This window comes from Agrobacterium sp. lyk4-40-TYG-31 (assembly GCF_030209855.1).
GTDB lineage: Bacteria > Pseudomonadota > Alphaproteobacteria > Rhizobiales > Rhizobiaceae > Agrobacterium > Agrobacterium vaccinii.
The window spans coordinates 624,787-647,312 of record NZ_JARVRE010000005.1 but is presented as its reverse complement, the minus strand read 5'-3'; the positions used below and the strand labels follow the sequence as shown (position 1 = coordinate 647,312).

At 55.8% G+C, this 22,526-nt stretch carries 30 protein-coding genes and 1 pseudogene; 23 read left to right on the top strand and 8 right to left on the bottom strand.

Translation table 11 applies throughout. The features are described from left to right. Positions 1–6: 6 nt before the first annotated feature. The 11 genes and pseudogenes from QRN55_RS13595 to QRN55_RS24425 all read left to right on the top strand — a co-directional run. Positions 7–1,209, top strand: a complete 1,203-nt coding sequence (locus tag QRN55_RS13595; protein ID WP_284777077.1) for a phage major capsid protein — start codon at positions 7–9, stop codon at positions 1,207–1,209. 50 nt (positions 1,210–1,259) lie between these two features. Continuing rightward, complete coding sequence (locus QRN55_RS13590) at positions 1,260–1,520, top strand: hypothetical protein (protein WP_284777076.1); 261 nt, start codon at positions 1,260–1,262, stop codon at positions 1,518–1,520. Next, the gene (locus tag QRN55_RS13585; protein ID WP_284777075.1) at positions 1,498–1,839 is read left to right on the top strand and encodes a hypothetical protein; all 342 of its coding nucleotides are present in this window, start codon (positions 1,498–1,500) and stop codon (positions 1,837–1,839) included. The genes QRN55_RS13590 and QRN55_RS13585 overlap by 23 nt, the downstream gene beginning before the upstream one ends. Position 1,840: 1 nt before the next feature. After that, the gene (locus tag QRN55_RS13580) at positions 1,841–2,044 is read left to right on the top strand and encodes a hypothetical protein (RefSeq protein ID WP_284777074.1); all 204 of its coding nucleotides are present in this window, start codon (positions 1,841–1,843) and stop codon (positions 2,042–2,044) included. 4 nt (positions 2,045–2,048) lie between these two features. Beyond that, positions 2,049–2,405: a head-tail connector protein gene (locus QRN55_RS13575; protein ID WP_284777073.1), complete on the top strand. Its 357-nt coding sequence runs from the start codon at positions 2,049–2,051 to the stop codon at positions 2,403–2,405. 119 nt (positions 2,406–2,524) lie between these two features. Further along, positions 2,525–2,881 (top strand): head-tail adaptor protein, encoded by a 357-nt coding sequence (locus QRN55_RS13570; RefSeq protein ID WP_284777072.1) that lies wholly within the window; start codon positions 2,525–2,527, stop codon positions 2,879–2,881. Next, on the top strand, positions 2,878–3,372 hold the full coding sequence (locus QRN55_RS13565; protein WP_284777071.1) for an HK97 gp10 family phage protein: 495 nt from the start codon (positions 2,878–2,880) through the stop codon (positions 3,370–3,372). The genes QRN55_RS13570 and QRN55_RS13565 overlap by 4 nt, the downstream gene beginning before the upstream one ends. Further along, positions 3,372–3,782, top strand: a complete 411-nt coding sequence (locus tag QRN55_RS13560) for a DUF3168 domain-containing protein (RefSeq protein ID WP_284777070.1) — start codon at positions 3,372–3,374, stop codon at positions 3,780–3,782. The genes QRN55_RS13565 and QRN55_RS13560 overlap by 1 nt, the downstream gene beginning before the upstream one ends. A gap of 36 nt (positions 3,783–3,818) precedes the next feature. Next, positions 3,819–4,250, top strand: coding sequence for a phage tail tube protein (locus tag QRN55_RS13555; protein WP_284777069.1), 432 nt, complete (start codon positions 3,819–3,821; stop codon positions 4,248–4,250). Next, positions 4,251–4,604: a hypothetical protein gene (locus QRN55_RS13550; RefSeq protein WP_233123082.1), complete on the top strand. Its 354-nt coding sequence runs from the start codon at positions 4,251–4,253 to the stop codon at positions 4,602–4,604. Positions 4,605–4,624: 20 nt separating this feature from the next. Next, a pseudogene (locus QRN55_RS24425) lies at positions 4,625–4,804 on the top strand (phage tail assembly chaperone); the annotation flags it as partial. Here the strand turns inward: QRN55_RS24425 and QRN55_RS13545 are convergent. Beyond that, positions 4,801–5,127, bottom strand: coding sequence for a YbjQ family protein (locus QRN55_RS13545; RefSeq protein WP_284777068.1), 327 nt, complete (start codon positions 5,125–5,127; stop codon positions 4,801–4,803). The pseudogene QRN55_RS24425 and the gene QRN55_RS13545 sit on opposite strands and share 4 nt — an antisense overlap. Positions 5,128–5,302: 175 nt before the next feature. Between QRN55_RS13545 and QRN55_RS13540 the strand changes: the two genes are divergently transcribed. Then, the gene (locus QRN55_RS13540; protein ID WP_284777067.1) at positions 5,303–7,603 is read left to right on the top strand and encodes a phage tail length tape measure family protein; all 2,301 of its coding nucleotides are present in this window, start codon (positions 5,303–5,305) and stop codon (positions 7,601–7,603) included. On the opposite strand, the gene QRN55_RS13535 is transcribed toward QRN55_RS13540, so the two are convergent. Further along, a complete protein-coding gene (locus QRN55_RS13535) occupies positions 7,593–7,823 on the bottom strand; it encodes a hypothetical protein (RefSeq protein WP_233123084.1) in 231 nt (76 codons plus the stop codon). The two genes, QRN55_RS13540 and QRN55_RS13535, sit on opposite strands and share 11 nt — an antisense overlap. 89 nt (positions 7,824–7,912) lie before the next feature. On the opposite strand from QRN55_RS13535, the gene QRN55_RS13530 reads away from it, so the two are divergent. From QRN55_RS13530 to QRN55_RS13485, 10 genes are all read left to right on the top strand, one after another. After that, entirely contained in the window at positions 7,913–8,524 is a 612-nt protein-coding gene (locus QRN55_RS13530; protein ID WP_284777066.1) for a hypothetical protein, read from the top strand. Beyond that, the gene (locus QRN55_RS13525) at positions 8,524–9,096 is read left to right on the top strand and encodes a hypothetical protein (RefSeq protein ID WP_284777065.1); all 573 of its coding nucleotides are present in this window, start codon (positions 8,524–8,526) and stop codon (positions 9,094–9,096) included. Before QRN55_RS13530 ends, QRN55_RS13525 begins: the two co-directional genes overlap by 1 nt. Beyond that, complete coding sequence (locus QRN55_RS13520) at positions 9,062–9,535, top strand: GNAT family N-acetyltransferase (protein ID WP_284777064.1); 474 nt, start codon at positions 9,062–9,064, stop codon at positions 9,533–9,535. The genes QRN55_RS13525 and QRN55_RS13520 overlap by 35 nt, the downstream gene beginning before the upstream one ends. Beyond that, positions 9,532–9,909 carry a DUF6950 family protein gene (locus tag QRN55_RS13515; protein ID WP_284777063.1) on the top strand — a complete coding sequence of 126 codons (378 nt, stop codon included), beginning with the start codon at positions 9,532–9,534 and terminating at the stop codon, positions 9,907–9,909. The genes QRN55_RS13520 and QRN55_RS13515 overlap by 4 nt, the downstream gene beginning before the upstream one ends. A 4-nt stretch (positions 9,910–9,913) precedes the next feature. Beyond that, on the top strand, positions 9,914–12,748 hold the full coding sequence (locus QRN55_RS13510) for a phage tail protein (RefSeq protein ID WP_284777062.1): 2,835 nt from the start codon (positions 9,914–9,916) through the stop codon (positions 12,746–12,748). Between the two features lie 18 nt (positions 12,749–12,766). Beyond that, on the top strand, positions 12,767–14,833 hold the full coding sequence (locus QRN55_RS13505; RefSeq protein ID WP_284777061.1) for a hypothetical protein: 2,067 nt from the start codon (positions 12,767–12,769) through the stop codon (positions 14,831–14,833). A gap of 2 nt (positions 14,834–14,835) precedes the next feature. Next, entirely contained in the window at positions 14,836–15,231 is a 396-nt protein-coding gene (locus tag QRN55_RS13500) for a hypothetical protein (protein ID WP_284777060.1), read from the top strand. A 346-nt stretch (positions 15,232–15,577) separates the two neighbouring features. Next, positions 15,578–16,504, top strand: a complete 927-nt coding sequence (locus QRN55_RS13495; protein WP_284777059.1) for a glycoside hydrolase family protein — start codon at positions 15,578–15,580, stop codon at positions 16,502–16,504. After that, positions 16,501–16,737, top strand: coding sequence for a hypothetical protein (locus QRN55_RS13490; protein ID WP_284777058.1), 237 nt, complete (start codon positions 16,501–16,503; stop codon positions 16,735–16,737). Before QRN55_RS13495 ends, QRN55_RS13490 begins: the two co-directional genes overlap by 4 nt. A 117-nt stretch (positions 16,738–16,854) precedes the next feature. Then, the gene (locus tag QRN55_RS13485; RefSeq protein ID WP_233123093.1) at positions 16,855–17,202 is read left to right on the top strand and encodes a hypothetical protein; all 348 of its coding nucleotides are present in this window, start codon (positions 16,855–16,857) and stop codon (positions 17,200–17,202) included. Positions 17,203–17,460: 258 nt separating this feature from the next. On the opposite strand, the gene QRN55_RS13480 is transcribed toward QRN55_RS13485, so the two are convergent. The 6 genes from QRN55_RS13480 to QRN55_RS13455 form a co-directional block, all read right to left on the bottom strand. Next, positions 17,461–18,603, bottom strand: a complete 1,143-nt coding sequence (locus QRN55_RS13480) for a porin (protein WP_284777056.1) — start codon at positions 18,601–18,603, stop codon at positions 17,461–17,463. Between the two features lie 691 nt (positions 18,604–19,294). Further along, positions 19,295–19,711: a hypothetical protein gene (locus QRN55_RS13475; RefSeq protein WP_284777055.1), complete on the bottom strand. Its 417-nt coding sequence runs from the start codon at positions 19,709–19,711 to the stop codon at positions 19,295–19,297. A gap of 9 nt (positions 19,712–19,720) precedes the next feature. Then, positions 19,721–20,386 (bottom strand): SOS response-associated peptidase, encoded by a 666-nt coding sequence (locus QRN55_RS13470; RefSeq protein WP_284777054.1) that lies wholly within the window; start codon positions 20,384–20,386, stop codon positions 19,721–19,723. A gap of 3 nt (positions 20,387–20,389) precedes the next feature. Further along, positions 20,390–20,869 carry a hypothetical protein gene (locus tag QRN55_RS13465; RefSeq protein ID WP_284777053.1) on the bottom strand — a complete coding sequence of 160 codons (480 nt, stop codon included), beginning with the start codon at positions 20,867–20,869 and terminating at the stop codon, positions 20,390–20,392. Next, positions 20,850–21,056, bottom strand: coding sequence for a dehydrogenase (locus tag QRN55_RS13460; RefSeq protein ID WP_284777052.1), 207 nt, complete (start codon positions 21,054–21,056; stop codon positions 20,850–20,852). The genes QRN55_RS13465 and QRN55_RS13460 overlap by 20 nt, the downstream gene beginning before the upstream one ends. After that, the gene (locus QRN55_RS13455; protein ID WP_284777051.1) at positions 21,034–21,342 is read right to left on the bottom strand and encodes a hypothetical protein; all 309 of its coding nucleotides are present in this window, start codon (positions 21,340–21,342) and stop codon (positions 21,034–21,036) included. The genes QRN55_RS13460 and QRN55_RS13455 overlap by 23 nt, the downstream gene beginning before the upstream one ends. Positions 21,343–21,516: 174 nt before the next feature. On the opposite strand from QRN55_RS13455, the gene QRN55_RS13450 reads away from it, so the two are divergent. Next, positions 21,517–22,149, top strand: a complete 633-nt coding sequence (locus tag QRN55_RS13450; RefSeq protein WP_284777050.1) for a trypsin-like peptidase domain-containing protein — start codon at positions 21,517–21,519, stop codon at positions 22,147–22,149. The last annotated feature ends 377 nt before the right edge of the window (positions 22,150–22,526 follow it).

Below are 22,526 nucleotides of genomic sequence, written 5' to 3'. Positions count from 1 at the left end.
CCTTTCATGGCCGAACTTGCAGAAAAAATTGGCGAACTTGGCGCCTCCCTCGCATCCATCAAAGAGCAGGTTGGCAATCTCGCCACCGACTTCACCTCGAAGCTTGCCGCGAACGGCGAAGTTTCCGCAGAGTTGAAGGAAAAGACAGACAAGGCACTCTCCGAACTCGGCGACGTCACGACCCGCATTTCCGACATCGAGAAGCGCGCCGCTCGTGAGAAGGAAAACGGCGAGGAAGAGCAGAAATCGCTTGGCGACATGGTCATCGATTCTTCCGATTACAAAGCTGGTATGCTGACCGGTGCATCGCGCGGATCCATTCGCGTAAAGGCCGACCGCGCCGCTATCACCTCGGCCAATACTACAGTCGGCGCTGGTCGTTCGCAGGGCACTTCTTTGGTTCCCGGCGCTCGCGTTCCCGGTATTTTCGGTCTCCCGGAGCGCACCCTTACTATTCGCGACCTTGTTCTTCCCGGAACGACCACTTCCAGCTCCGTGGAATACGTCAAGGAAACCGGCTTCACTAATAATGCTGCCCCAACAGCTGAAGGAACCCAGAAGCCGTACTCGGATCTGACATTCGACATGACTTCTGCGCCGGTTCGCACCATTCCACACCTTTTCAAGGCTTCCCGCCAGATCTTGGATGACGCGCCCGCACTTCGCTCCTACATCGACGGTCGCGCTCGTTATGGTCTGCGTTTCGCAGAAGAAAATCAGCTCCTGAACGGTTCCGGCACTGGCCAAAATCTTCATGGACTTGTTCCGCAGGCTACTGCGTTCAACCCTGCTTTCTCTGTGGCCGACGAAACGGGCATTGATCGTCTGCGGCTCGCCATTCTGCAAGTCGTTCTCGCTGAGTACCCTGCTACGGCGTTCGTTCTGAATCCGATTGATTGGACCAAGATCGAACTGACCAAGGACGCCGGCGGCAACTACATCATCGGCAATCCGCAGGGTTCGCTGACGCCAACGCTTTGGAACCTGCCGGTAGTTTCGACGCAGGCCATGGCCGCAGGCGAGTTCCTGACCGGTGCGTTTAGCTTCGCAGCTCAAATCTACGACCGTATGGAAATCGAGGTACTGCTTTCCAGCGAGAACGTCGATGACTTCGAGAAGAACATGTTCACCATCCGCGCTGAAGAGCGCCTGGCGTTCGCAGTCTATCGCCCAGAGTCGTTCGTGACTGGCGACGTAGAAGGCGCCTAAATTGATCTGAGGGGAGCTTCGGCTCCCCTTTCTTTCGAAGGGAAGTGAACATGACCGATTTTCTAGAAGTGAAGGCCAAGCGCACTTTTGCTGTTGGCAAAGAACTGAAGACCAAAAAGAGCGATCCATTCAAGGTCGAAGCTGGGGAGGCCAAGCAGCTTGCTGCGCAGGGTTTGGTCGACATCGTCGGCGAAGCCATGGATGTCACAGACGAGGGTGCCGCGGATGAAGCCGATGACAAACCAGTGATCTCCTCTGCTCGCTCAACGAAGAAGAAGGACAAACCCGATGCTGGCAACGAAGGTTCGTAAGCGCAGGGTCGCGTCCTATATCGGCGCCGGTATCGTCAACGGTGTTGGCTCACCTGTGAATTCTGCTGCACCTGCCATCACGGGCACGGCGCAGGTTAGCCAGACGCTGACATCGACGACAGGCACATGGTCTGGCTCGCCGACTTACGCGCGGCAGTGGTTTGCTGCTGGCGTTGCTATTTCTGGCGCAACTGCGGCGACGTATGTTCCAGTCGCTGGCGACGTTGGCAAGCCCATCACGGTCCGCGTCACGGCAACCAATGATAAGGGCAGCGTGTCCAGCACCAGCGCGCCGTCGGCCGCAGTTGTGGCGGCCTGATATGACAGAGCAAGGTATCAAATTCATCGGCGACATGCAGCGTTTGGTGATCAAGCCTGGGGACCGATTTGTCATCAAGTGCGATCAGAAATTGTCCATTTCTGCGAAAAATGAAATCGCAGAGGTGTCTCGCGGGTTCTTCGGTGAAGGCGTCAAAGTCCTGATCCTCGAACCAGGCATGTCACTCGGGGTTGTCGGGGAATAACAACATGCCAATCGTTGATCTGGAAACAGTCAAGAAACACCTCCGCGTTTTTCACGATGATGAAGATGCGGAGATTGCCATTTACCGCGATGCCGCTGAAAGCATCATCACCGAGTACCTGGATCGCGAAGTCGTTGCCATCGGCGCAACACCAACGGCAGATGACGGTATTGCAGCTTCAGCATCCATTGTTTCGGCAATCCTGCTAGTGACTGGCGACCTCTACGAGGTTCGTGAACCTGATCCAGACGCAAAAGGCGACGCGGTTCTGCCGCGCGCTGTCCGCATGCTTCTGGCTCCTTGGCGCGTCTGGCGCGCACCGGTGGAAGATGATGTGGCTACGTTTCCTTGCACCATTTGACTGGAAGCCGCACCCCGGCGCGACCATCGCCTACGAACCCGGCCTCTACAACGTCACGCGCACTTGCGCCGCGGCTGCGATAGCGGCCAAGACTGCCGAACCCACCAAGGATCGCCCGAATGCCAAAACGCAAAAGAGCCGGAGCGGGATCGCTCAGTGAGCGCATCGGCTTTGAGGCTGAGGTCGAGGGCGATGATGGCTATGGCGGCGTTGTGGTCGGGTTTGCGGAACAGTTCTATGAAGCTGCTCGACTTGAGCCACGCGTGGGCTCGGAATCGGTCATAGCCAGCCGCCTGCAAGGTTTGCAGCCATTCACCATGACTGTTCGCAGAAACGAGCGCACGCGCACCATAACGCCAGCATGGCGGGCGCGGAACAAGCGCACCGGCGTGCTCTACGCGATCAAGACTGCGGTCAACATCGATGAGCGTAACGAGTGGATTGAAATGCTTGTGGTGCAGGGGGAGGCGTCGTGATCAAAGCCAAAGTTCTCGGCCGCGAAACGCTCACCAAAAAGCTGAATGACATTGCGCCAAAGGCTAACCAATACGCGGCTGAGGCAAAACTTCAGATCGCCAATGAAGCTGCGGAAGCTATATCCGATCGGGCACCCATAGGCACCGGCACCTCAGCCGGCGATTATGCGGCATCCATTCAAGGCGCCCGCATTTCGGATAGACCGAACGCTAAGGCGATGGTCGGCACATCGGCCAGCAAAGACCCAGATGCCACCGGAATCTTCGCATCTTGGATTTGGCACTTCCTGGAGTTCGGCACTCGTCCGCACAACACCGCAAAGGGTGGCGGCACGGCTCTCGGTAAGAAGCAGACAGAAGGTGCGCGGATGCACCCCGGCACAAAAGCCCAACCGCATATTTTTCCAATCTGGCGTTCTTTTCGCGAGCGCGCAAAGAAGCGGATCAATGATGCTGTGTGGCGCGGCGTTAGGGAGGCCATGAAAAAGTAATGGCTAGTCCTGATCTAGAATTGCAAGGCGTTATCGTCGCCAGGTTGAAGGGTCGTCCTGCGCTCAGTGCGCTAGTTGGACAGCGCATTTACGACCGACCACCTACCAACGCGCCGTTCCCCTACGTGGAGTATGGCGAAAGCGACGTGAAACCGGCTGATGTCAATTGCGTCACGTCCGACGCAATATACGTCACGATCCACGTTTGGTCGCAATATTCCGGAGGCTTCAAGGAGCTAAAGGACATCATGTACGAGATCGTCAAGGCGCTTGATAGGGCACCTTTGGTCTTGCCATCTCATCGTCTGATATCGATCTCGCGCTGGGACTCTCGCACGATGAAAGACCCCGATGATGTCACGACGCATGGCGTCGTTGAATTCATCGCCCGCATCGAAACACCGGCCTGACGGCCACCCAATCCCCAAAATCATTGAGGTTCAATCATGGCCGACGGTCAGCAGATTGGTCGCACGCTACTCATCCAGACCGGTGATGGCGACGATCCAGAAGTATTTTCCAACCTTTGCGGCCTGACAACCCGCAGCTTCAACATGTCGGCAAACGAAGTCGACACGACGATCCCAGACTGTATCAATCCAGCTGCTACTCCGCAAAAGACGGCCGATCCTGGTATCAAAAACCGAACCTTTGCAGGCTCCGGCAAGTTCGTGAAGAGCGCGCAAACCGCTGCATTCATGGTGCACGTCAACGACGCGACCAAGTTCAATGCAAAGGTCATCGTCCCAGGTCTTGGCACCTATACCGGCCCTTGGTTCGTTTCTGAATTTGAATTCAGCGGCGAGATGGAAGGCAACATGGACTTTTCCGCCACGTTCGTCGCCGCTGGTCCATTGTCCTTCGTTGCGGAGGCCTAATTGACCGAGAAACCATTCCCACTTGAGGTCAATGGCGCTCGAGGCGAAGTTTCGCTTTGGGTCGGCAATGTTCCCCTTGTCATCGCAGCTGAGATGGGCGGCCTAGCCGCTGTCTCGACGCGGCTTTCATGCAAGAGCATGTCGGACCTGTTTCTCCGCCTCTCTGGCGTTGAGCCAGCAGCCACGGTCGCAGCGCTCGATCTTCTCACCGTGAGGGGCGACAAGGGCAAGGCAATTGGCGTTCTGAAGCTCAAGCATTTCGGTGCCGTTGCTAAAGCCATTTCCGACTCATTATCCCATCATTTTGATGAGGATGAAGTGGGAAACGACGCAGCCGTGGAAAAGGCGGAGTAGAAGAGCCATTTCCATGGCGAGATTGGCAGAAGGTAGCATTCGGCGGTCTTGGGTGGATGCCCAGGACGTTCTGGTCTGCAACCCTGACCGAGTTCATCCTCGCGGCCCACGGCTGGTCTGAGGCGAACGGAGCCAAGAAAGAGATCGAGCCTCCGTCAGAAGATGAGCTTGACGATTTGATCAAGAAGTATGGTGGCTAGGCTGGTTTCAGCTTTACAGCGGTTCCGGTGGCGGCAACAAACAGTATGCCACCGGTGCCACCCGTAGCCAATTGGTTGTAGTCCAGATCAACTGCGATTACCGCATCTGCACCAACAGCTTGAGCTTCCAATCGAAGGCCATCCAAGCAGGCCAGTCGAGCTTCCTTCAGTGAGGCCTGTGACGTAGCCGATCGACCACCCACGAAGTCGCGCCAGTTGTTTGCGATATCCTTGAAGACGTTCATCCCAAGCGCAGCCTCTGAAGCGATGATCGAGATGACGCTTTCGACTTCGCGGTTAGGCACGTCGATTGATGTGGTCATTATGATGCTTTGTCGGGCTGTTTGCCCTCGCACCGCGTCATCTTTTTCAGCGCACTCGGCACAGAGACCATTTCGACCACCGATGTAGAACTCGTCTTCGCAGCGCTTGCACCTCGGCATCAATATTCCCCTTTTCAACTCGCCTCGGCGGGCTTTTTCACGTTAGGAAACCGACTTGGCCGGTAACAATAGCGATGACCTGATTATCTCAATCAGTACCGACCTCGCAACCGTAAAGCGTGCGCTGAACAGGTTGGTGTCCGATGTCGGGCAGGCTTCCAGCGGAATTGAAAAGCGATTTGCATCCGCTGGCAAGTCAATCAATTCATCTCTCACATCGTCGATGCAAGAGCGCATCAACAGCATGGTGGGCATAGGCACATCTGCTGCAAAGGAATGGAACGGAGCCCTCGCTGATCAGCAGAAAGAGCTTGATCGCCTTCGGTCCAAATATAGCCCTCTTTTTTCGACGATTACGAGCTACAAAAACGCAGTATCTGAGATCAGGCAGGCACACGCTGTAGGTGCTATCTCCGCCAACGAAATGGCGGCAGCGATTCAACGTGAGCGACAGGCCGCGTTGGCTTCTACGGCGGCGATAAAGGGTAGAAATTCCGCGCTCAAGGCGACTGTCACCACGAGCAGTGGTAACAGCTTCAACACCGCAAATATTGCTGCACAGTTTCAGGATATCGGCGTCACGGCGGCGATGGGCATGTCGCCAATTCAAATCGCTCTCCAGCAAGGCACGCAGTTGTCTGCTGTGTTGCAGCAGATCAAAGACTCTGGACAGGGCGTAGGGCAGGGCCTTGCCGCTGCATTCGCATCTGTTATCTCGCCGTTGTCTCTCGTGACCATTGGTGTGATTGCCGCTGGCACGGCTGCCTTCCAATACTTTTCGACCGTGATGAGTGAGGGTGACAAGTCTGCTGAGGTACTCAAGGAGCAGGCTGCGCTTATTGCGTCTGTTGCTGAGCGATGGGGAGATGCTGTACCTGCCTTGCGCGCATACGCAGATGAGCTGAAAAGAACCCAAGACGGAACGGACTTCAAAAAAGGTGCTGAGATATTCAGCGCCGACAGGCTGGCTGATGTCCGCAAGGAAATCGATACGACTCGCGCGACAATCGCGGATTTGGTGTCACAACTTCAGTCGGCAGGCGAAGAAGCCGACGTTATTAAAAATCTGCAGTCCGCCTTCAACGAGTTCGCGAAAGCGGCATCAGAAGGTAAGACCGAAGCCGAAGACGTTGATCGCGTTCAAAGCGCGCTCAGCGCCGCTATCAACAGTAGCGGCATTCCTGCCCTGTCCGAATTTGCCAAATACTTCTCAACCTTGTCGGCCGCAGCACTTGATGCTGCCGGGAGCGTTCAGAAGGTAAACGATGTAATCCCCGTTGCCACATCTCGGATCAATGATCCAAAGACATGGCGGGGGGCAGGTCAGCAAGATACTCAGTTCGGTGCTGATGCAACGATACAGGGTGACCGCTTTCCGCTACCCTTTGATGGGCCTTCGCCAGAGCGTCGCCCATCTGATCTTGACAGCGCTAAAAACCGCGGCTTTGGCACCCCAAAGAAGGCGAAGACCCCGGCGAAAACTGCCTCCGACCGTTTCACTGAAGACCTGCAAGCCATCCGGGATAGAACGGAAGCTTTGCGTCAGGAAATGGACCTCATCGGACTTTCCAATGAGGAGCAGACCAAGCGTCGCGCTGCCCTCGACCTTGAGCAAAAGGCACTCGCCGACTTGCGTGAAGAGGCTCGCAAGAAAGGCGAAAAAGACCTTGATAGCATCCAGTTGTCTCCCGAAAAGGTGGCTGCAATCGAGAAAGAAGCTGCCGCCTACGCTAAACAGTCAGAAGAACTAAGGAAAGTCGCTGAAAATCAGCAGCAAGCCGAAAGCAGCGCTCGCGATTTCTACGACACAGCAAAATCTGGATTTGCCAATGTCGTAACTGGCGCCGAAAGCCTGGGCGAGGCATTGAAGGGACTGGCAAACAAGTTTGCTGACCTGATGTTGAATAGCGCCTTTGATAATATATTCGGGGGCAAGTCAGCGACAGGCAGTAACGGCTGGATGACCGGATTCTTCAAGCTTCTTGGCTTTGCTGACGGCGGCTACACGGGTTCAGGTGGCAAGAACCAACCAGCTGGTATCGTTCACAAAGGCGAGGTCGTCTGGTCGCAGCGCGATGTCGCTATGGCTGGTGGCGTTGGTGCTGTAGAGGCGATGCGCAAAGGCTACGCCAATGGCGGTGCAGTTGGTGTCTCAGTGCCGTCATTGCCAAGCATGAAGCCAGCGAACAGCAATTCTGCGCCAACCATTACCTTCGCACCCGTGATCGACGCGCGTGGCGCGGATCAGGCCGCCGTAGCTAGGCTTGAGACGGTCGTAGCAAAGCAGAACCGTGAGTTCGCAGCAAACGTCCTGAAGGTCGTGGGCCAGGTAGGCCCGCGCGGCGTCAGGGTTTAGCGGACATCACTTCCGCCATACTGATGATCTTTTCATCAGCCTTTTCCATTTCGTCGGCGATCTTTCCTAGTGCTGTTTGGTCTACCCCTTCGGTCGTAGCTAGAAGCTCTATGAGGTCTCCGATCGAAGTTCGGTTCCTGCTGATCATCGCAAGAAGAAGCTGGAAGTTTAAGCTGATTGTCTCCATCTGAGAATCGATCAGGTCCGACCACTCGCTCATAGCTGCCCCCATCTTTTGATGAAGCGATTAGACAACCAGAACTTCAATCAAGAGTCGAGTCCGCTCCACCTCTGTGAGGCCCAATCCACATGGCAGAAACATTACCGGTCGGCCTGAGATATGGGCCGACCTATCCTAAACTCATGCGCTCCACCAGCGTGTCGAGATACGGAAAGCGCGCCATCTCCTTCATGGAAACCAGCGACCCGTTCTGGCAGGTGTCGATGCGAGTGGTGGCCTTGAGTAATGCCGAACGGCAGAAGCTTGAGGCCTTCATCTCGCGTTGTCGTGACGGCATGGTGACGGTTCTCTACACGCCGAAGCACGTTTGCCTACCGCAAGCTTATTGGGGAAACCCAACCGCGCCAGCTATTCTCGATACCGGCGTGCTCGCGTCGATCAGTGGCAATCAGCTGACGGTATCCAGCGTCACCAACGGTCTGAAGCTGATGGAGGGCGACCTCATCGGATTCAGCCAGGGCGATTACAACACCATCGTTCGTGTGGTGCAGGACGCCACCGCAGCGGGCGGAGCGATAACCATCAAGGCCGAGCCGTTCCTACCGTCCTACATCACCGCTGGCGCCACTGTCGTCTTCAAGAACCCAGTCATGAACATGCGCTTGGTGCCGGACAGCTACGACTGCCCTGACGACTTTCGCCCGACGGCGACATTCACCCTGATCGAGGTGCCGAAGTAATGGCTTTCCCAACACGACTGCAGCAGCTGCTCAACGAGGGCAGGGCGAAGATCGGGTCTGGCGTCAAGTTTGAGTTTGGCACCGGTACATATGGATTCTTCTCTGGCAAAGGCACGCTCGATTACAACGGCCTTACCTACAAGGGCAATTCGATCATCGAGATTGATGAGCCTGCGTTTGCGCTCGGAACCACGGCCAATCCGGTGACGATGCGGCTTCCTGCGCGCTCCGACTTCGGCCTGACGCCAGACAAACTGCTTCTGATTGAGGAAGAAGAATACAAGGGCCGCCCTGTCACGTTGTACGACTTCTACTTCGATCCCGACAACAACGCTTTCCTACACGCAGAACCGACGTTCTATGGCTACGTCGATACCATCGATCACCGCGAAGAAAACGGCGATGCATGGCTCGAAGCCAACATCGAAACCGAGGCGATTGACAATTTCCGCGAAGGCTACCGATACGCCAGCCACGAAGACCAGCAATTGGTCTCGGCAGGCGATATGTTCTTCGAACACGCTGCGAGGCTGAAAAATGAGTTCTTCAATTTCGAATTCAGTCAGAAGTGATGTTCGGCACGCACGAAATAGCGATGCAGCCGACGTGGTCGATATCCTGAAGCAGAGCCACGCCGCAGCACAATGGGCGTTCCCGTTTGATGCTGTGCGCGCTCACTCTCTTTTCACCAGCCACATGCACGCAGCGAGAGCTTGCGTGCTGGTCATGGAGCGTGAAGGCGAGGTGGCGGGGCTACTGATGGCCAATGCCTTCGATCATCCCTTCGGGGCCGGTTTATGTGCCAATGAAACGGTGTGGTTCGTCACGGAAGCCGCGCGCGGACGGGGCGCTTTGAAGATGCTTGATGCCTATGAGGCGTGGGCAAAAGAACAAGGATGCTCGGTCATCTGTATGGCGTCCCTCGCCACGAATGATGTTTCCGGCATTTACACCCGCCGTGGTTACGCCCCGGTAGAAACCCACTTCATGAAAGCGTTGGTGAGCAAATGAGCAAGAAGCTTGCAAAGGCTGTCCGCGCCGATGGTTGGGACCGCAAACTTGAAGATGCAGTATCCGTCATCGCCAGCAGTGGTCCGACTGACGAAGAGCGCTGCGACGTGTCCGCCGTCTGCGATGTTATCGCCGCTATGGCTGGCGTCACCATCAAACCCAAGGCTGCGGATGGCAAGTCATTCTTCGACGCGCTCGGTCTCAATCCCATCAATAGGTTCGCCGCACGCCGGGGTGACGTAGGGGTGGTTTTCCATGAAGGTCGTTACCTAGCCGGTATTGTCTCGAGCGCAGGCTTTGTCGTGCGCACCCCGAGCGGCGCTTCCATTTTCTTGATCACTGATATCGAGCAAGCTTACAAGATAGGCGCATAGCTTCATGGCTTTCATTTCTGGCATAATTAGCGCGATCGGTTCTGCGGTCACGGCCATATCCGCTTGGGCTACTGCAAATGCGGTGCTTGCAGGTATCGCGCAGACCGCTTTTGCCATTGCCGCATCATACGCCGTCAACGCGCTGTTCAAGCCAAAGACGCCCAGCACTTCTTCGCAGGTCGAAACGGAATACGGCGCCAACAATCCACGCACCGTCATTCTCGGCACTTGCGGTTTGGCTGGACGTCACGTGTATCGTAATAACTACGGGTCGGGCGGGCGCAATTTTCAAGATGTATACGAGCTAGCCAGCTTCCGCATCACTGCCGTTCCCCGCGTCAAATACAATGGCCAGTGGCGCAACCTTTCTAACCCTGACGCAAATGGCTGGTATTGGGTGCCGAACGAAGGATCGTCTGGTGACAACTACGATGCGATCCGCGTCAAGTTCTACAAGGGCACGATGGATCAGCAGGCAGAGCCTGAACTGATCGCCTATTCGCGCCCTACCGGACGCTGGACAGCCGATCACCGTGGCGCTGGTGTTGCATATGCCGTTGTCTGGTGTGAGTTGCACAAGAAGGGCCGGGGCTTGGCCGCTCCTCCGCAGTTGCTATTCGAGGTGCAGGGCGCTCCGCTCTACGACTGGCGCAAGGATAGCACGGTCGGCGGTTCTGGCCCGCATCGGTGGAATGATCAGTCCACATGGGAATACAGCGATAACACGTTTGTGCAGGCCTACAATCTTGAGCGCGGTTTCTTCAATGGCACCCAGAAGATGGTCGGCAAGGGCGTTCGCGCCTCACGTCTTCCTTTGTCGGAATGGACGCAGGCCGCGAACATCGCTGATGAGATCGTAGACGGTTACTACCGCTATCGCTCGCACATGATAGCGAAGGATGGCCCCGGTGGAAACCACGACGCAAATCTCCAGCCTCTCTTGGAAGCAGCTTGCGCATCATGGGTAGAGCGCGTGGACGGCGAGTTCCCGATTGCGGGCGCTCCGCAAGCCATTGTTGCCACGATTACCGACGACGATATCAAGATTGGCGCTCCAAAGCGGTTTACTGCCAAGCGCAAGCGCACCGAACTGATCAACACTGTTGCGGCTTCCTATGTCTCACCAGACGACTTCTACGAGACTAAGGACGCCGCAACGCGGATCGACCAGTCCGCCCTTGCCGAAGACCGCGAAACGCTTGCCAGCACCATTCCCTATGGCGCGGTAACATACGTCAAGCAGGTGGATCGTCTGGCCGACATCGCCATTCGTGGCGCCCGCTTTCAAGCGTCGGCAGAAATCACCATTCATCCGCGCTTTCTGGATGTGGTGAAGGAAGGTCGGTGGATCACATGGGCAAGCGCCAAGCATGGTACGCGTACCTATCAGGTTCTGACGCGCACGCTTGGGCCGCACAACAGCGACGGCGTCCGTGACATCACGGTTGCCTTGCAGGAAATCAGCAATGGCGTGTTCGATCCGACAGCCTACACAACCAACCCGCCTGTGATTATCGTGGTGCCGCCTCCTGAGTATCTGGCAGCGGTTCAGAATTTCACGGCCACTCCGAATGTTGTCGAGGCCGAAGGCGGCGGGCTGCTCCCCGGTGTTCGGCTTTCGTGGGACGCTATCGAAGATATCAGCGTGTCGGGCGTTTTGGTCGAATACTGGCCAGTCGCCAACCCGACACAGATTTTCACGAAACTCGTGTCCTCGGATATCAGCGTCGTGCAGATCGTGGAGGGCCTGACCTCTGAAACGGATTGGCAGGTTCGCACCACGCTCGTCGTGGACAACGGCAGGTCAGTTGCGCCGTCTGGCGTGACGAATTTCCGCACCCTTGCCGCTGGTGGTGATTTCATCGCTGATCTGGAGCATTTGGGGAATGATGCCAAGGCTGTATTTGCCCAACTTGGGCAGGAACTGAGCGATCTTTGGCAACGTCTAGAAGAGGCTACAACAGCGTTCTCTCTTGATGGTGCTGTGGGTCAGATAGACCGCCAGCGCATCAAGGCTGAGATCGGCGCCGCTCGTGCCGAGATCGTCAAGGAAATGCGTGTTCGCACAACGGAGACGGAGGCACTTGCTGAAGCTCTGCTGGGCGTGTCTGCTGATGTGAATGGCAACTTCGCTGATGGTTTGGTGTCCTTCAAGGCAGTATCTGCGCCAGCCGGCGTGGATGTTCGCTTTGCGGTCATGCTGAGAACTGGTGTCAACGACGAGTTCAAGTCGAGCGGCTTCTATATTCAGATCAGGACGGTTGACGGTGTTCAACGGTCGGAAATGGCTATCAACGTCGATCAGTTCGTTGTGACCGATGATGTGAACGCCTTTGCTCTTCTGGCCATCGAAGACGGTATCGTTAAGATCGTTAACGCGATGATCGAGCAAGCCCAGATCGAGAACTTGTTCGTGAAAGGTGAGCAGATCGAGCCGGGCGCAGTCAATCGCGTTCGGTACACGGTGACCTCGGCCAACAATGCGCCGGGTTACCTTGAGGTCAATCTCAATGTCGATCACGGGCTTCGGACTGACGCGTTGATCCCGATCATGCTCCGGTTGGAATACTTCGCTACCGGCTATCTCAACACAGCCAGTTCCACCTTCATTCGCCAGCATGAAATATACGACGTGACGGGAGGTGGTTCGACGCAAATTTACCTATCAAGAAACGGTACATTTGTTGGTAATGCAGACCAAGATTATTCGTATCATCGCCTCTATCCAATTCCTACGAACAGGCCATCCACAGCCCTTCGACTGCGTTTGCCGTCAGAGGGCATAGTGAACTGGAAATACGTAGAGTTCTCCGCCATGGCTTTCAGAAACAACGGCTAAGTACGGGACAACCCAAACATGACCACTCCTTACACGACGGGGCAGATCAGCCTCGTCAACGGCGAAGCTTTGGTGGCGGGCATCGGCACTGGCTGGGCAACATCGCTGATCATCGGCGGCACGATCTACGTCGAGGCCGATGGCGGGAATGCTTTGCCGATTGCGGAGATCGCCAGCGATACCGAGATCACGGCGGCAATCGTCTGGACCGGACCGACTGGAACTTACGATTATGCGCTGGTTCGCGATACAGCATACGGTCAGCAGACCGTGGCCAATGCGCAGGCGCTGGCCGAGTATATCCAGCGGCTGAACAGCACCACACTTTCCGCCGTAGCGGGTGTCAACGCTATTGCCGACACGCTGCTATTGTTCACTGGCCCCGATACTGCCACGACAATCCCGCTGGCTGGCCTCATAAACGGCGCCGACTACGATGTGCAGGTTAATAATCTTGCGGGTAGGGCGGTCTATGACAACTCTGCGGCAAATTTCCGCGTGTTGGTCTCAGACATTGGCGACGGTCGGTCTGCCATCTACAGCAAGAATACGAATGCTGCTGGCGATTGGTCTGCTGCGGCAATCATCACGGGGGCGACCGGGCCCGCAGGCTCTGGCGTAACCCCACGCGGCATTTACGAGCCAGCCACAGTTTATGCGGCACGTGACCTTGTGCAGTTCGGTGGCTCCACTTGGATTGCAAAGATCGATACCACAGGCAACACCCCGCCAGCTTTGCCAGTGGTTGAAAACACACAATGGCTTTTGTTCGCTCGATCTGGTGAGACTGGTATCGTTCCTCGCGGGGCATATAGCGCTGGTATCGCATATTCAGCCAATGACATGGTGTTGGATAACGGCTCCAGTTGGCTAGCTCTGCAAACTACAACAGGTAACGCTCCACCTACGTTGCCGACGACATCCAACGCTTACTGGCGTTTGGTTGCGGCAAAGGGTTCTGACGGAACCGGCACGGGTGATGTCGTTGGGCCTGCCTCGTCTGTAGATAACCGCTTTGCACTGTTCAGTGGCACTAGCGGCAAACTGCTGAAGGACGGCGGCGTCACAATCGGCAATGCCGCATCCCGCAACGTCGGCACGACCTCTGGCACTGTCGCTGCTGGTGATGACATCCGCTTCTCTCAGGGTGGCAGCAGCCAGAATGAGGCTATTTTCGCATTGGAGATTGCCGATCTAAAAGGCTCTCGCCTCGGTATGAAGGGCGGCGTCGCGGATGCTTTCGATGACGAGACCGGCGTAGGCTCGAAGACTAACGCTGTTTATGATGATGTGAATGATTGGTATGTGCCAACTGTCGGCGGAGGTTCAACTGGCGGGTCTTCTACCACGTCAGGGCCAAACAACCTGAGCAGAAACTATACATCTATAGATCGGGCTTACAGTCTTCCTGCTGGTACTGTCGTGCAAAAATTAGGGGTATTTTCCAACTTCGCAGCAATCGGAAAACTTAAGATAGCACTTGAAAATTCAACAACTAATTTCTCCATTGTGCTTGATGTTGTTGTCAATCATCCCGGCACAGGCTGGTTTGACGTTACCCTACCAACGCCTTTCACTGTTCCTAGTGCAGGTACATATAGGGTAGGTGTTTTCTTTCCGGGCAGCGGCAGTGGGGCAACAACTGCTGCCGCTCCAAGCTCTTACACAATAAACGACATTACCGGGATGAATGTAGGTGGGTTCACGGCAGACACAGGTACTACGGGACCCTATCCAACTCGCTATACATACGGTCAAACGGCCCAAAACATGACGTTGCAGTCAGTCGCTTATCCGCTGCCCTCCGTTCCTGCCAATGGGCGGCTTGTGTTGCAAACTGTCGAGCTTGATACCGCTGTCGCCAACACGGATTTCGTCGCTGAATTCAGCCGTGACAACGGCACGACCTGGACGGCAGGCAACTTGGTTCTCTCGCCCTATCTCGCAGTGGGCAATTACAAAATGTACGAAGCGCAACCGTTCTCTGTTGCTGGACAGCCGAGCGGCAGTGCAATGAAATGGCGAGCGCGAACCCTCACCAACAAGAACATCGCGATCTCTGGCATCGTTTCGCAAGGAGCCTGATCATGGCACCCAGAACATATGGACTAGCGCCGGTCGATCTTGAGGGCGTGAAGGAGACCTTGAAAAGCCGGATCGATGGCGAGGCCGAGGCAACACGGCTTCGCTACATCACCGGTGGCGCTGGGCAGGCGATGACCTACCAGCAGAAAGCCACTGAAGCGATGGCGTGCCTGGCGGAAGTCGATCCCCAGCCAGAAGACTATCCGTTGCTTTCTGCCGAAATCGGCATCACGGCAGAAACCCTCCTCGGTGTCGCGCAAGTCGTATTTGAGGCCCACCAAGGCTGGCGGCAGATCGGCGCGGCGATTGAAGCGCTACGGTTGAGTGGCAAGGCTGGTGTTGGTGTGGCGGAAACCGTCGAGGCGGCGCAGATCGCGGCGCAGATCGTTTGGCCTTAAGCTAGTAGCATTGAGGCCACCACTATCTGCCTCTTACGTAGACAGAGTCGCTATCTCTTGATCCGCTGTTCGCCCAGTATCTACCGTTCATCCTTCGCCAGTCGCATCGACCAGCATAGGGGTGAGACACGTCATCCTGACCATTGCCGCATGATTGGCTCTGCGATGTCATAGGGCCACCACCGTAGCCGGGGCCGTCTACGCACCCGCTCAGCAGGCCGATCGATACGAAGCAAACTGCTGCGGTGAGGGAAAACTTCATGGGTCAATCTCCATCTGATCGATCTTAACTCTCGATGGTGGACCAAGTTCCATCTGCTTAGGTCTCTGGACCAAAGGAAAACCAATGCCAATCACCAAAATCTCCACACGGGGGAGGGCTTTCGTGCGCCTGCACGAGGGCAACCCACTAACCTGCTATCTAGACCCCGTCGGCGTTCCTACGATTGGGACGGGCTTCACAATGGGCAGCGATTCCGTTCGCCGCGAACTGGCCAAGATCGGCATCAAGAAACTTGTGCCAGGTAAGACCAAAATCACGGCCGCGCAGAGCGATTTGATCCTCGATGCTGTCCTTGGCGCCGAATACGTGCCTGCCGTTGTTGCTGGCTCGCCGACCGACCGAAAGCAGCACGAGCTCGACGCTGCCTCGTCCGTGACGTTCAACCTCGGCGTTGGTGCGATGAAGTGGACTTGGGCCGACCTCTGGCGCAAAGGCAAGACCAAAGCGGCAGCCGCGCATCTCGCCAGCAACTACAATACCGCCAAAGGCAAGAAGCTTCCGGGGCTGGTGCGTCGCCGCAAGGAAGAGGCGCTTCTGTTCGAAAAGGGCTTCTACACTGGCGTCGTCGGCGTGACCAAGGAAGCAACTGTCGAACCGCCGGTACTGCCGGACCCAGTCGTCAAGGAAGCGCAGGAACTGCTGACGACCGCTGGCCTCAACCCGGGCGCGGTAGACGGTTGGATGGGTGCCAAGACCAAGTCGGCTGTGATTGCTTATCAGAAGGCTCACCCGCACCTTATTGCTGACGGCATCATCGGTCCTGCCACGATTGCACAGCTTCGCCGTGACGCAGGTGCGGCCAAGGACGTGGTCACGAAGGGCGCAAGCTCTGCGGCTGGCTCTGGACTGCTTGCCTTCACGGCGGGCCTTCCATGGGGCTGGATTGCCGCAGGTGTGCTAGTCGCGGTCGTCGGCTACGTGGCCTACCGCAACCGTGACGTCGTCATTCGCCGCTGGAACAGCTGGCGCGGCAAGGAGGTGAAGGTTTGATCCTTCTTGCCAAACTCAAAGGCTACCTAGCCACCATCGGTACAGCGCTCGCGATTCTCGCGGGCGTCTTTTTTTACGGCCAGCGGGCGGGGCGCACCGCGGCGAAGGATGCACAGGCCGCAGCGAATGCAAAGGCCATCAAGCGGGCTGGGGAAGTCGAAAATGAAGTCAAAAATCTGGATGACACTGGCGTTGATGATGCTCTTGGCAAGTGGATGCGCGACAAGCGGTAGCTATTGCGACATCGCAAAAGCGGTGCGGCCATCTGTTGAGGACAGCCTTTCCATCGAAACCAAACGCCAGATCCTGGCCGAGAATGAAAAGCTGCAGAAGCTTTGCGGGGTGAAGCCTTGACTGGTCCTGAAATCATGGCCGTCGCGCTGTTCTTCATCGCGTTGTTCGGCTTCTTCTTTGGTCTGTGGAAGTATGTAGACGCAAAGATCAGTTCAGCCAGAACAGATGCAACCGGCACAGCGTCGGCAGCGCATGCTCTGGCAGCCCTCGCTCGCGACGAGCTTGCCTCACACCGGCTACACGTCGCCGAGACCTATATCACAAAGGCTGGCATGCGCGAGACGACAGAGCAGATCATGGATGCCATCAGCGGCGTGAAGGCTGCTGTCGATCACATGACCGTCCGCGTCGATCGTATCGTTGAAAATCAGGCATCTAAGCCGAGGCCGACTAGATCGTCCTGACATAGCCCCGCTTGCCGAAAGGTGGGCGGGGGTTTTTTGTTATGGGAGTGATCTAGGGATCCCTCTCCTCGACCCGTTAAGGCCGAGGAGCTTGACTTGGGATCAACAGCGAAAGCCTTGCGGCTGTGGATCTTCGCTTGCAACCGTCGCTACTGTGACAAAAGTAAGGCCGGTTGTCTACAAGTATTTTTCAAGCACAGATAACAAAAAACCCGGCACAATGGCCGGGTTTCTCATCGCTAACCTAGGTTAGAGATATTAGAACGAACGCTGCAGACGAACGAAACCGTTCCACTGGTCAACATCAGAACCGTCTTCGTCGTAGTAGTTAACTGCGACCTTCGTGGAAAGACCGTCTGTGATTTTGTAATCAACAGTCAGGCCAGCCTGCCAAGCGTCACGGTTAGAGAAATCGTTAGTAACGATTGCTGTGCCGCCAGTGAATACTGGGCCAACGCCTGCGCCAACGATGCCTGTTCCTACGAGGGCAACGCGATCAGCAACGTTACCGAAGTACTGACCACCTGGGGTGATTGTCAGCTTGTCGGTTGCCTTGATTGCGTATTCAGCAGCAACGGCCCACTCAGACTGAGCGTAGTAAGCGTTTGCGCCGGAAGCCCAAACACCAGCAAGGCCGAGCGTGCCAGGACCAATTTCAGCTGTACCGATCAGACGAACAGCGCCTTCTTCCTGGTCGATGTCGTAACCACCGATCAACTGCAGAGAAGCTGCGCCGATCTTAGCGCCGAGGCCGAGAGCTACACCAACGTTGTTGTCAGCTTCCTGAGAAACAGCAACCGTCTGAACGCCACCGATGACTGGGCCGAGACCAGTGATGTTGCGGAACTGACCGTTTGTGCCTTCGAGTTCGTCAACCGAAACGCCAGCCCAGAAAGAGCCTGCATCGTAGGTGTAACGAATGGAGTTGAAGAGTGCGTTCGTGGAGAGAACGTCAGCTTCACCAGAGAGACCATCGTCCCACCAGCTGTAGAACTTACCAACCTTCAAGCCACCGAGTTCGATGAACGCCTGGTCAACGAATACGGAAGAAGAAGCAGCCGAACCGTTGTCAGCGTTGCCGCGGAAACCGATGAAGCCACGCAGAGCGCCGAGTTCGGTGTCTGTCTTGGTGTCAACTTCGAACTGAGCGCGTGTGAACGAATCCCAGTCAGACGTGCCAGAAAGGTCACGACCGAAGTTTGTCTGGAAACGAACGTAACCGCCGAACTTCAGGCAGGTTTCGGTGCCAGGGATGTAGAAGAAGCCTGTGCCGAAAGCGTCGCAAACGCGAACGTATTCCATTGGCTCTGGCTCAGCAGCGACGATTGCGTCGGCAGCCTGGGCGCCAGATACTGCTGCGAGAGCGGCAGCGGAGCCGATCAAAAGGCTCTTGATGTTCATAATGACCTCCAGTCATGTTTCGATACAAAAAGCGAGACAATCTCGGAGATGCCCCCCGCTTCGGATTTGGAATAGACAGAAAGACGGGAGGATTCGCAATCAGCATTAGCCATATTTAAGGTTGCTGGCGTGAACGCGGGCTAAGTCCTGTTGCAATTTGAGCACAATTTAGTTCTGTACACTTAGCGTTTGCTTGATTTTGTTAAGGTTTTGTAAATGATTGGATTGTGGATAAACCGGGGCGCCACTACCTGCGAGGCACCTCCTTGTGAGGGTAATGCTCCCAGCACCACCACTGCGGCGCGGCGGCCTTGCTGCGAGAGAATCCGAATCCGCCCCACTTCGGGCAGCCCGACACGCAACAATAGTGGGTGTCGATGACGCCGTCGCCGGTCTTGGTGGTCAGGTCGCTCAATGGTCAGTCCTTATTGTTGCTCGGGCGTCAGACTTGCAGATAGCAAGCAAGGGAAGTGAGCCTCGCACTTTGCTGTGCCCGCGCTATCGCACCCGATCGCTAGCACACGTCTTAGACTGACAAATTGCACGGATGCCCCAAACTTTTTCAGAAGTGACTTGCGCTCATAGATGCCGTATCGCTCGCACCTGTGACACGCCATGTCGATCTTTTCGCCCTTGTAATCCCTGAGGCGTGGCAGCTTTTCTTCGTTTGCCATTTGCGGCGTTCCTTGCGTCACAGCGCGCTTCTTTGAATAACGATTTGGCTTATGTCGCCTCTGATCACCGTGTATTTGGCTACGACCTTTTTGCGCCACTCAACCAATGCTATCTCGGGAGAATCGCATGACACCCACTCGATAAACGCGCCGGAAAGGCTCTGGTTATCGTAGCGAAGTGCAGCTAGTTTTTTGCGTTTACTGAAGAGTATTTCCATCACCGCGCCGGTGGGTGCGTCATCCTCGTCATCGGAAATTTCATCTGCAATATACGCGGTGTATGCGGTCAGGTCGGAATCATGGTCGACTTCGGAGAAAAGGCTGGCGTCCATATCCTCGTGGAGTTTCTTCACCGGATCCAAAAAGAAACCGTCGCAAAGTTCTTGCCTCGCATACACGCCGTGATTCTCTAAAATATGCGTCCAGATTTTCATGGCTTCCTCCTAACCAAACAGATCAGTGGTTTCCTGTTGAGGCTCCTCCACCGGCAATAGGATCAGTTTCTCCGCCGGTAATGGTCGCTGAAGCTCTTTGGCCTCTTCCCATGGCGCGGTCATCCAGACATCGACCTCTTCTGCGGTGGTGAGCACGACCGGCATAGCCTTGGGGTGGATCGGCTTTACCACGTCGTTCGGATCTGTCGTCAGGAAGGCGAACAGCTCGTGCTGTCCGTCGCGTGGATTTTTCATGGATCCGCGTACGCCGTGCCATTCTGTCCATACGCCTGCAAAGAAAGCGAGGGGCTCGCCGTCATCGATGGCAAACCATCGCTTCGTCTTGCGTGGCTTTGTATCTTCCCACTCGCAGAACCGGGTCCACGGGGCGACACATCGGTTTTCGACTTTCAGCCACTTGCGCCAATGAGGCGACGCGACGTTGCGGATATTGGTGACGCCGGTGTCTGGCTTATCGCCAAGAATGTTGGGCGGCGTAGGCATGCCCCAGGTCAGTTCAGTCAGCTCGCGCGCACCATTTTTGTTGCGGATGACAGGGGCAGGGCGATCCGGATAGACTTCGACGTCTGGCTGGAGGTTAAGTCGTTCCTGCATCGCGCCTGCGATGTCTCGCATCGCTTCTTGGTTAGTGCGGACCTGATAGAGATTACACATGCGTCACCTCGGCAGTTTGGCGAGGGTCAATTCGACATCGCCCTTGTGATTGCACCTCTTGCACCGAAGAAGCTTCTTCAGGTCATCCAAGGTCATTCCCGGCTTTGTAACCTTGCTGACGCGCCAACGTTCCAAATTAGAGACGTGTCCGCAGTAGCGACATTTTCCGACTACTATCTCCCAGCTACAAAGATATTCGAGTTGCGGAGATAGTGGCTTCTCGAATTTTATCTTTTTCGTTTCGTGGCCGTCGTAAAACCTGAGTCTGCACCTGTCGTGGTACCCTTCGATATTGCGTTCGCAATTGACGACTTCCTTCGCTATTTTCTTTTTGAGCGCCAGAAGGTCTGCGTCATCATAGGCTTCGAATAATGCGTCGTAATCCAGTTTACGAAGCAATTCGCAATCAAGGCACATGACATAAATAAGATCGTCTTTGAGCGACGTGAGCGTAGGAAAGCTCTCAGACGGCATCGCGCTCATCGCTCGGGACCCACCCCCTCGTATAACCCTTGCCCATGGCGAGCGTCGCCATAGCAAGCTGGCCGCGCAGGAACTGGACGTCGTCCAGAAGTGTTCTTATGGCATCGCGCTCATTGCCGTCGTGCCACTCTATGATGTGCTCGACCGGGTCGGCTTCTGGGTCTTCAAACTGTGGGCGCAATTTCATCTCCATCTATCCTTCGAAGTCCCCAACCGCCCGGTGGCGTCTTGGTCATAAACTTTCGCGCGCGCTCATTAAGCTTCGCGAGCGCCATGACTTTGGCGTCGTCTTCGGTTCGTGCTTGAACGGTAACGATCCAGCGTCCGGACTGAAATCTGTAGCTCTGCGGCTTCACGACGTGAGTGCATGCAACGGCGAACATACGGCGCGCTTTATGACGGTCTCGCGCAGTGAATTCACTTTGCGATTCCCACCATTCATCAAACTTTTTGTTGATCTCTCTTTTCAGCATGTTCCTATTATGTTCTGGTCACAGAAAGAGTCAATCTGGATTCTGCAAAATCCAAAATCCTTGACAAATTTGTAAAAGCGTTATAGCGTCATATTTGGCCTCACCAGCCTGCCTTACCAAGGCACCACCACACAAGCGGCGACCGGACACGGCGCGCCAGAAGAGGAGACTTTCATGCTCAGACGCTTCCTCATTGCTTTCCTGTTTATCGTCGCCGCAACGTCGGCTGCCGCATATGGTCTTCGCCAGCCCTCGACTGGCCACGACACAGAATCATCCACCGTCAAAGTCTTGCTGGCCGTTGGCCACGGCTCTGGCGTTCATATCGGCGATGGCTTCATCGTCATGGCTGCGCAGGTCGTCGGCCAGTCAAAGGACGTGCAGATCAAATCCAAGGATGGCGTGATGCGCAAAGCCGATGTGCTTTGGGTCAACACCACATACGACATTGCACTGCTGCGCACGTCGTCGGCTGGATTAGGTACGGCGCACTTGTCATGCGGCGCAGCGAAGGCAGGCGATTCCATCGTTGCTTACGGCAATCCTCTCGGTATCGAATTCGTAGCTGCTTACGGCAAGATCGCTGGCGAACCACGTGCGTCCGGTCCGTGGAAGTCCGTCTATGTAACCGACGTGACGACGGTCATGGGTCAATCAGGTGGGCCTGTCTTTGGCGCAGATGGAGACCTCATCGGCATAACCGTCGGCGTCACTGCTGCGCACGTCGGCTTTTCTGGCTCGCTGGTTGGCTATGGCTTTGTTGTGCCCACGGCTGAGGTCTGCGGGCTGTTGGCGCGGTCAGCATGAAGCGGAGCGAAGTAGAGCAGCAGCTGCGCATGATGGAGCATTGCAGACACCTGTCTTACGAGGCTGAGACGAAGCGAGAAGAGGCTCACCTCATAAGACAATACAACATGATGTGGCGCGCAATAAAGCCGTACGTCGAGGGAAAGAAGCCCTACAGCGATGAAGCTCCAACGCTCCTTTAACTTCACACAAACACCGCCCACCAAGCGGCCACCACCACCACGAGGGGACTACATGAAAACTGATGACGGCGGAATGGCTTTCCCAGGAAGCTACGAAACAAGAGATTTTTACGGTCGAGAAACTGTGCACGTTACCAACGGTATGAGCCTCCGAGACTGGCTTGCGGGTCAAGCTTTGTCTGCACGATACGCTAA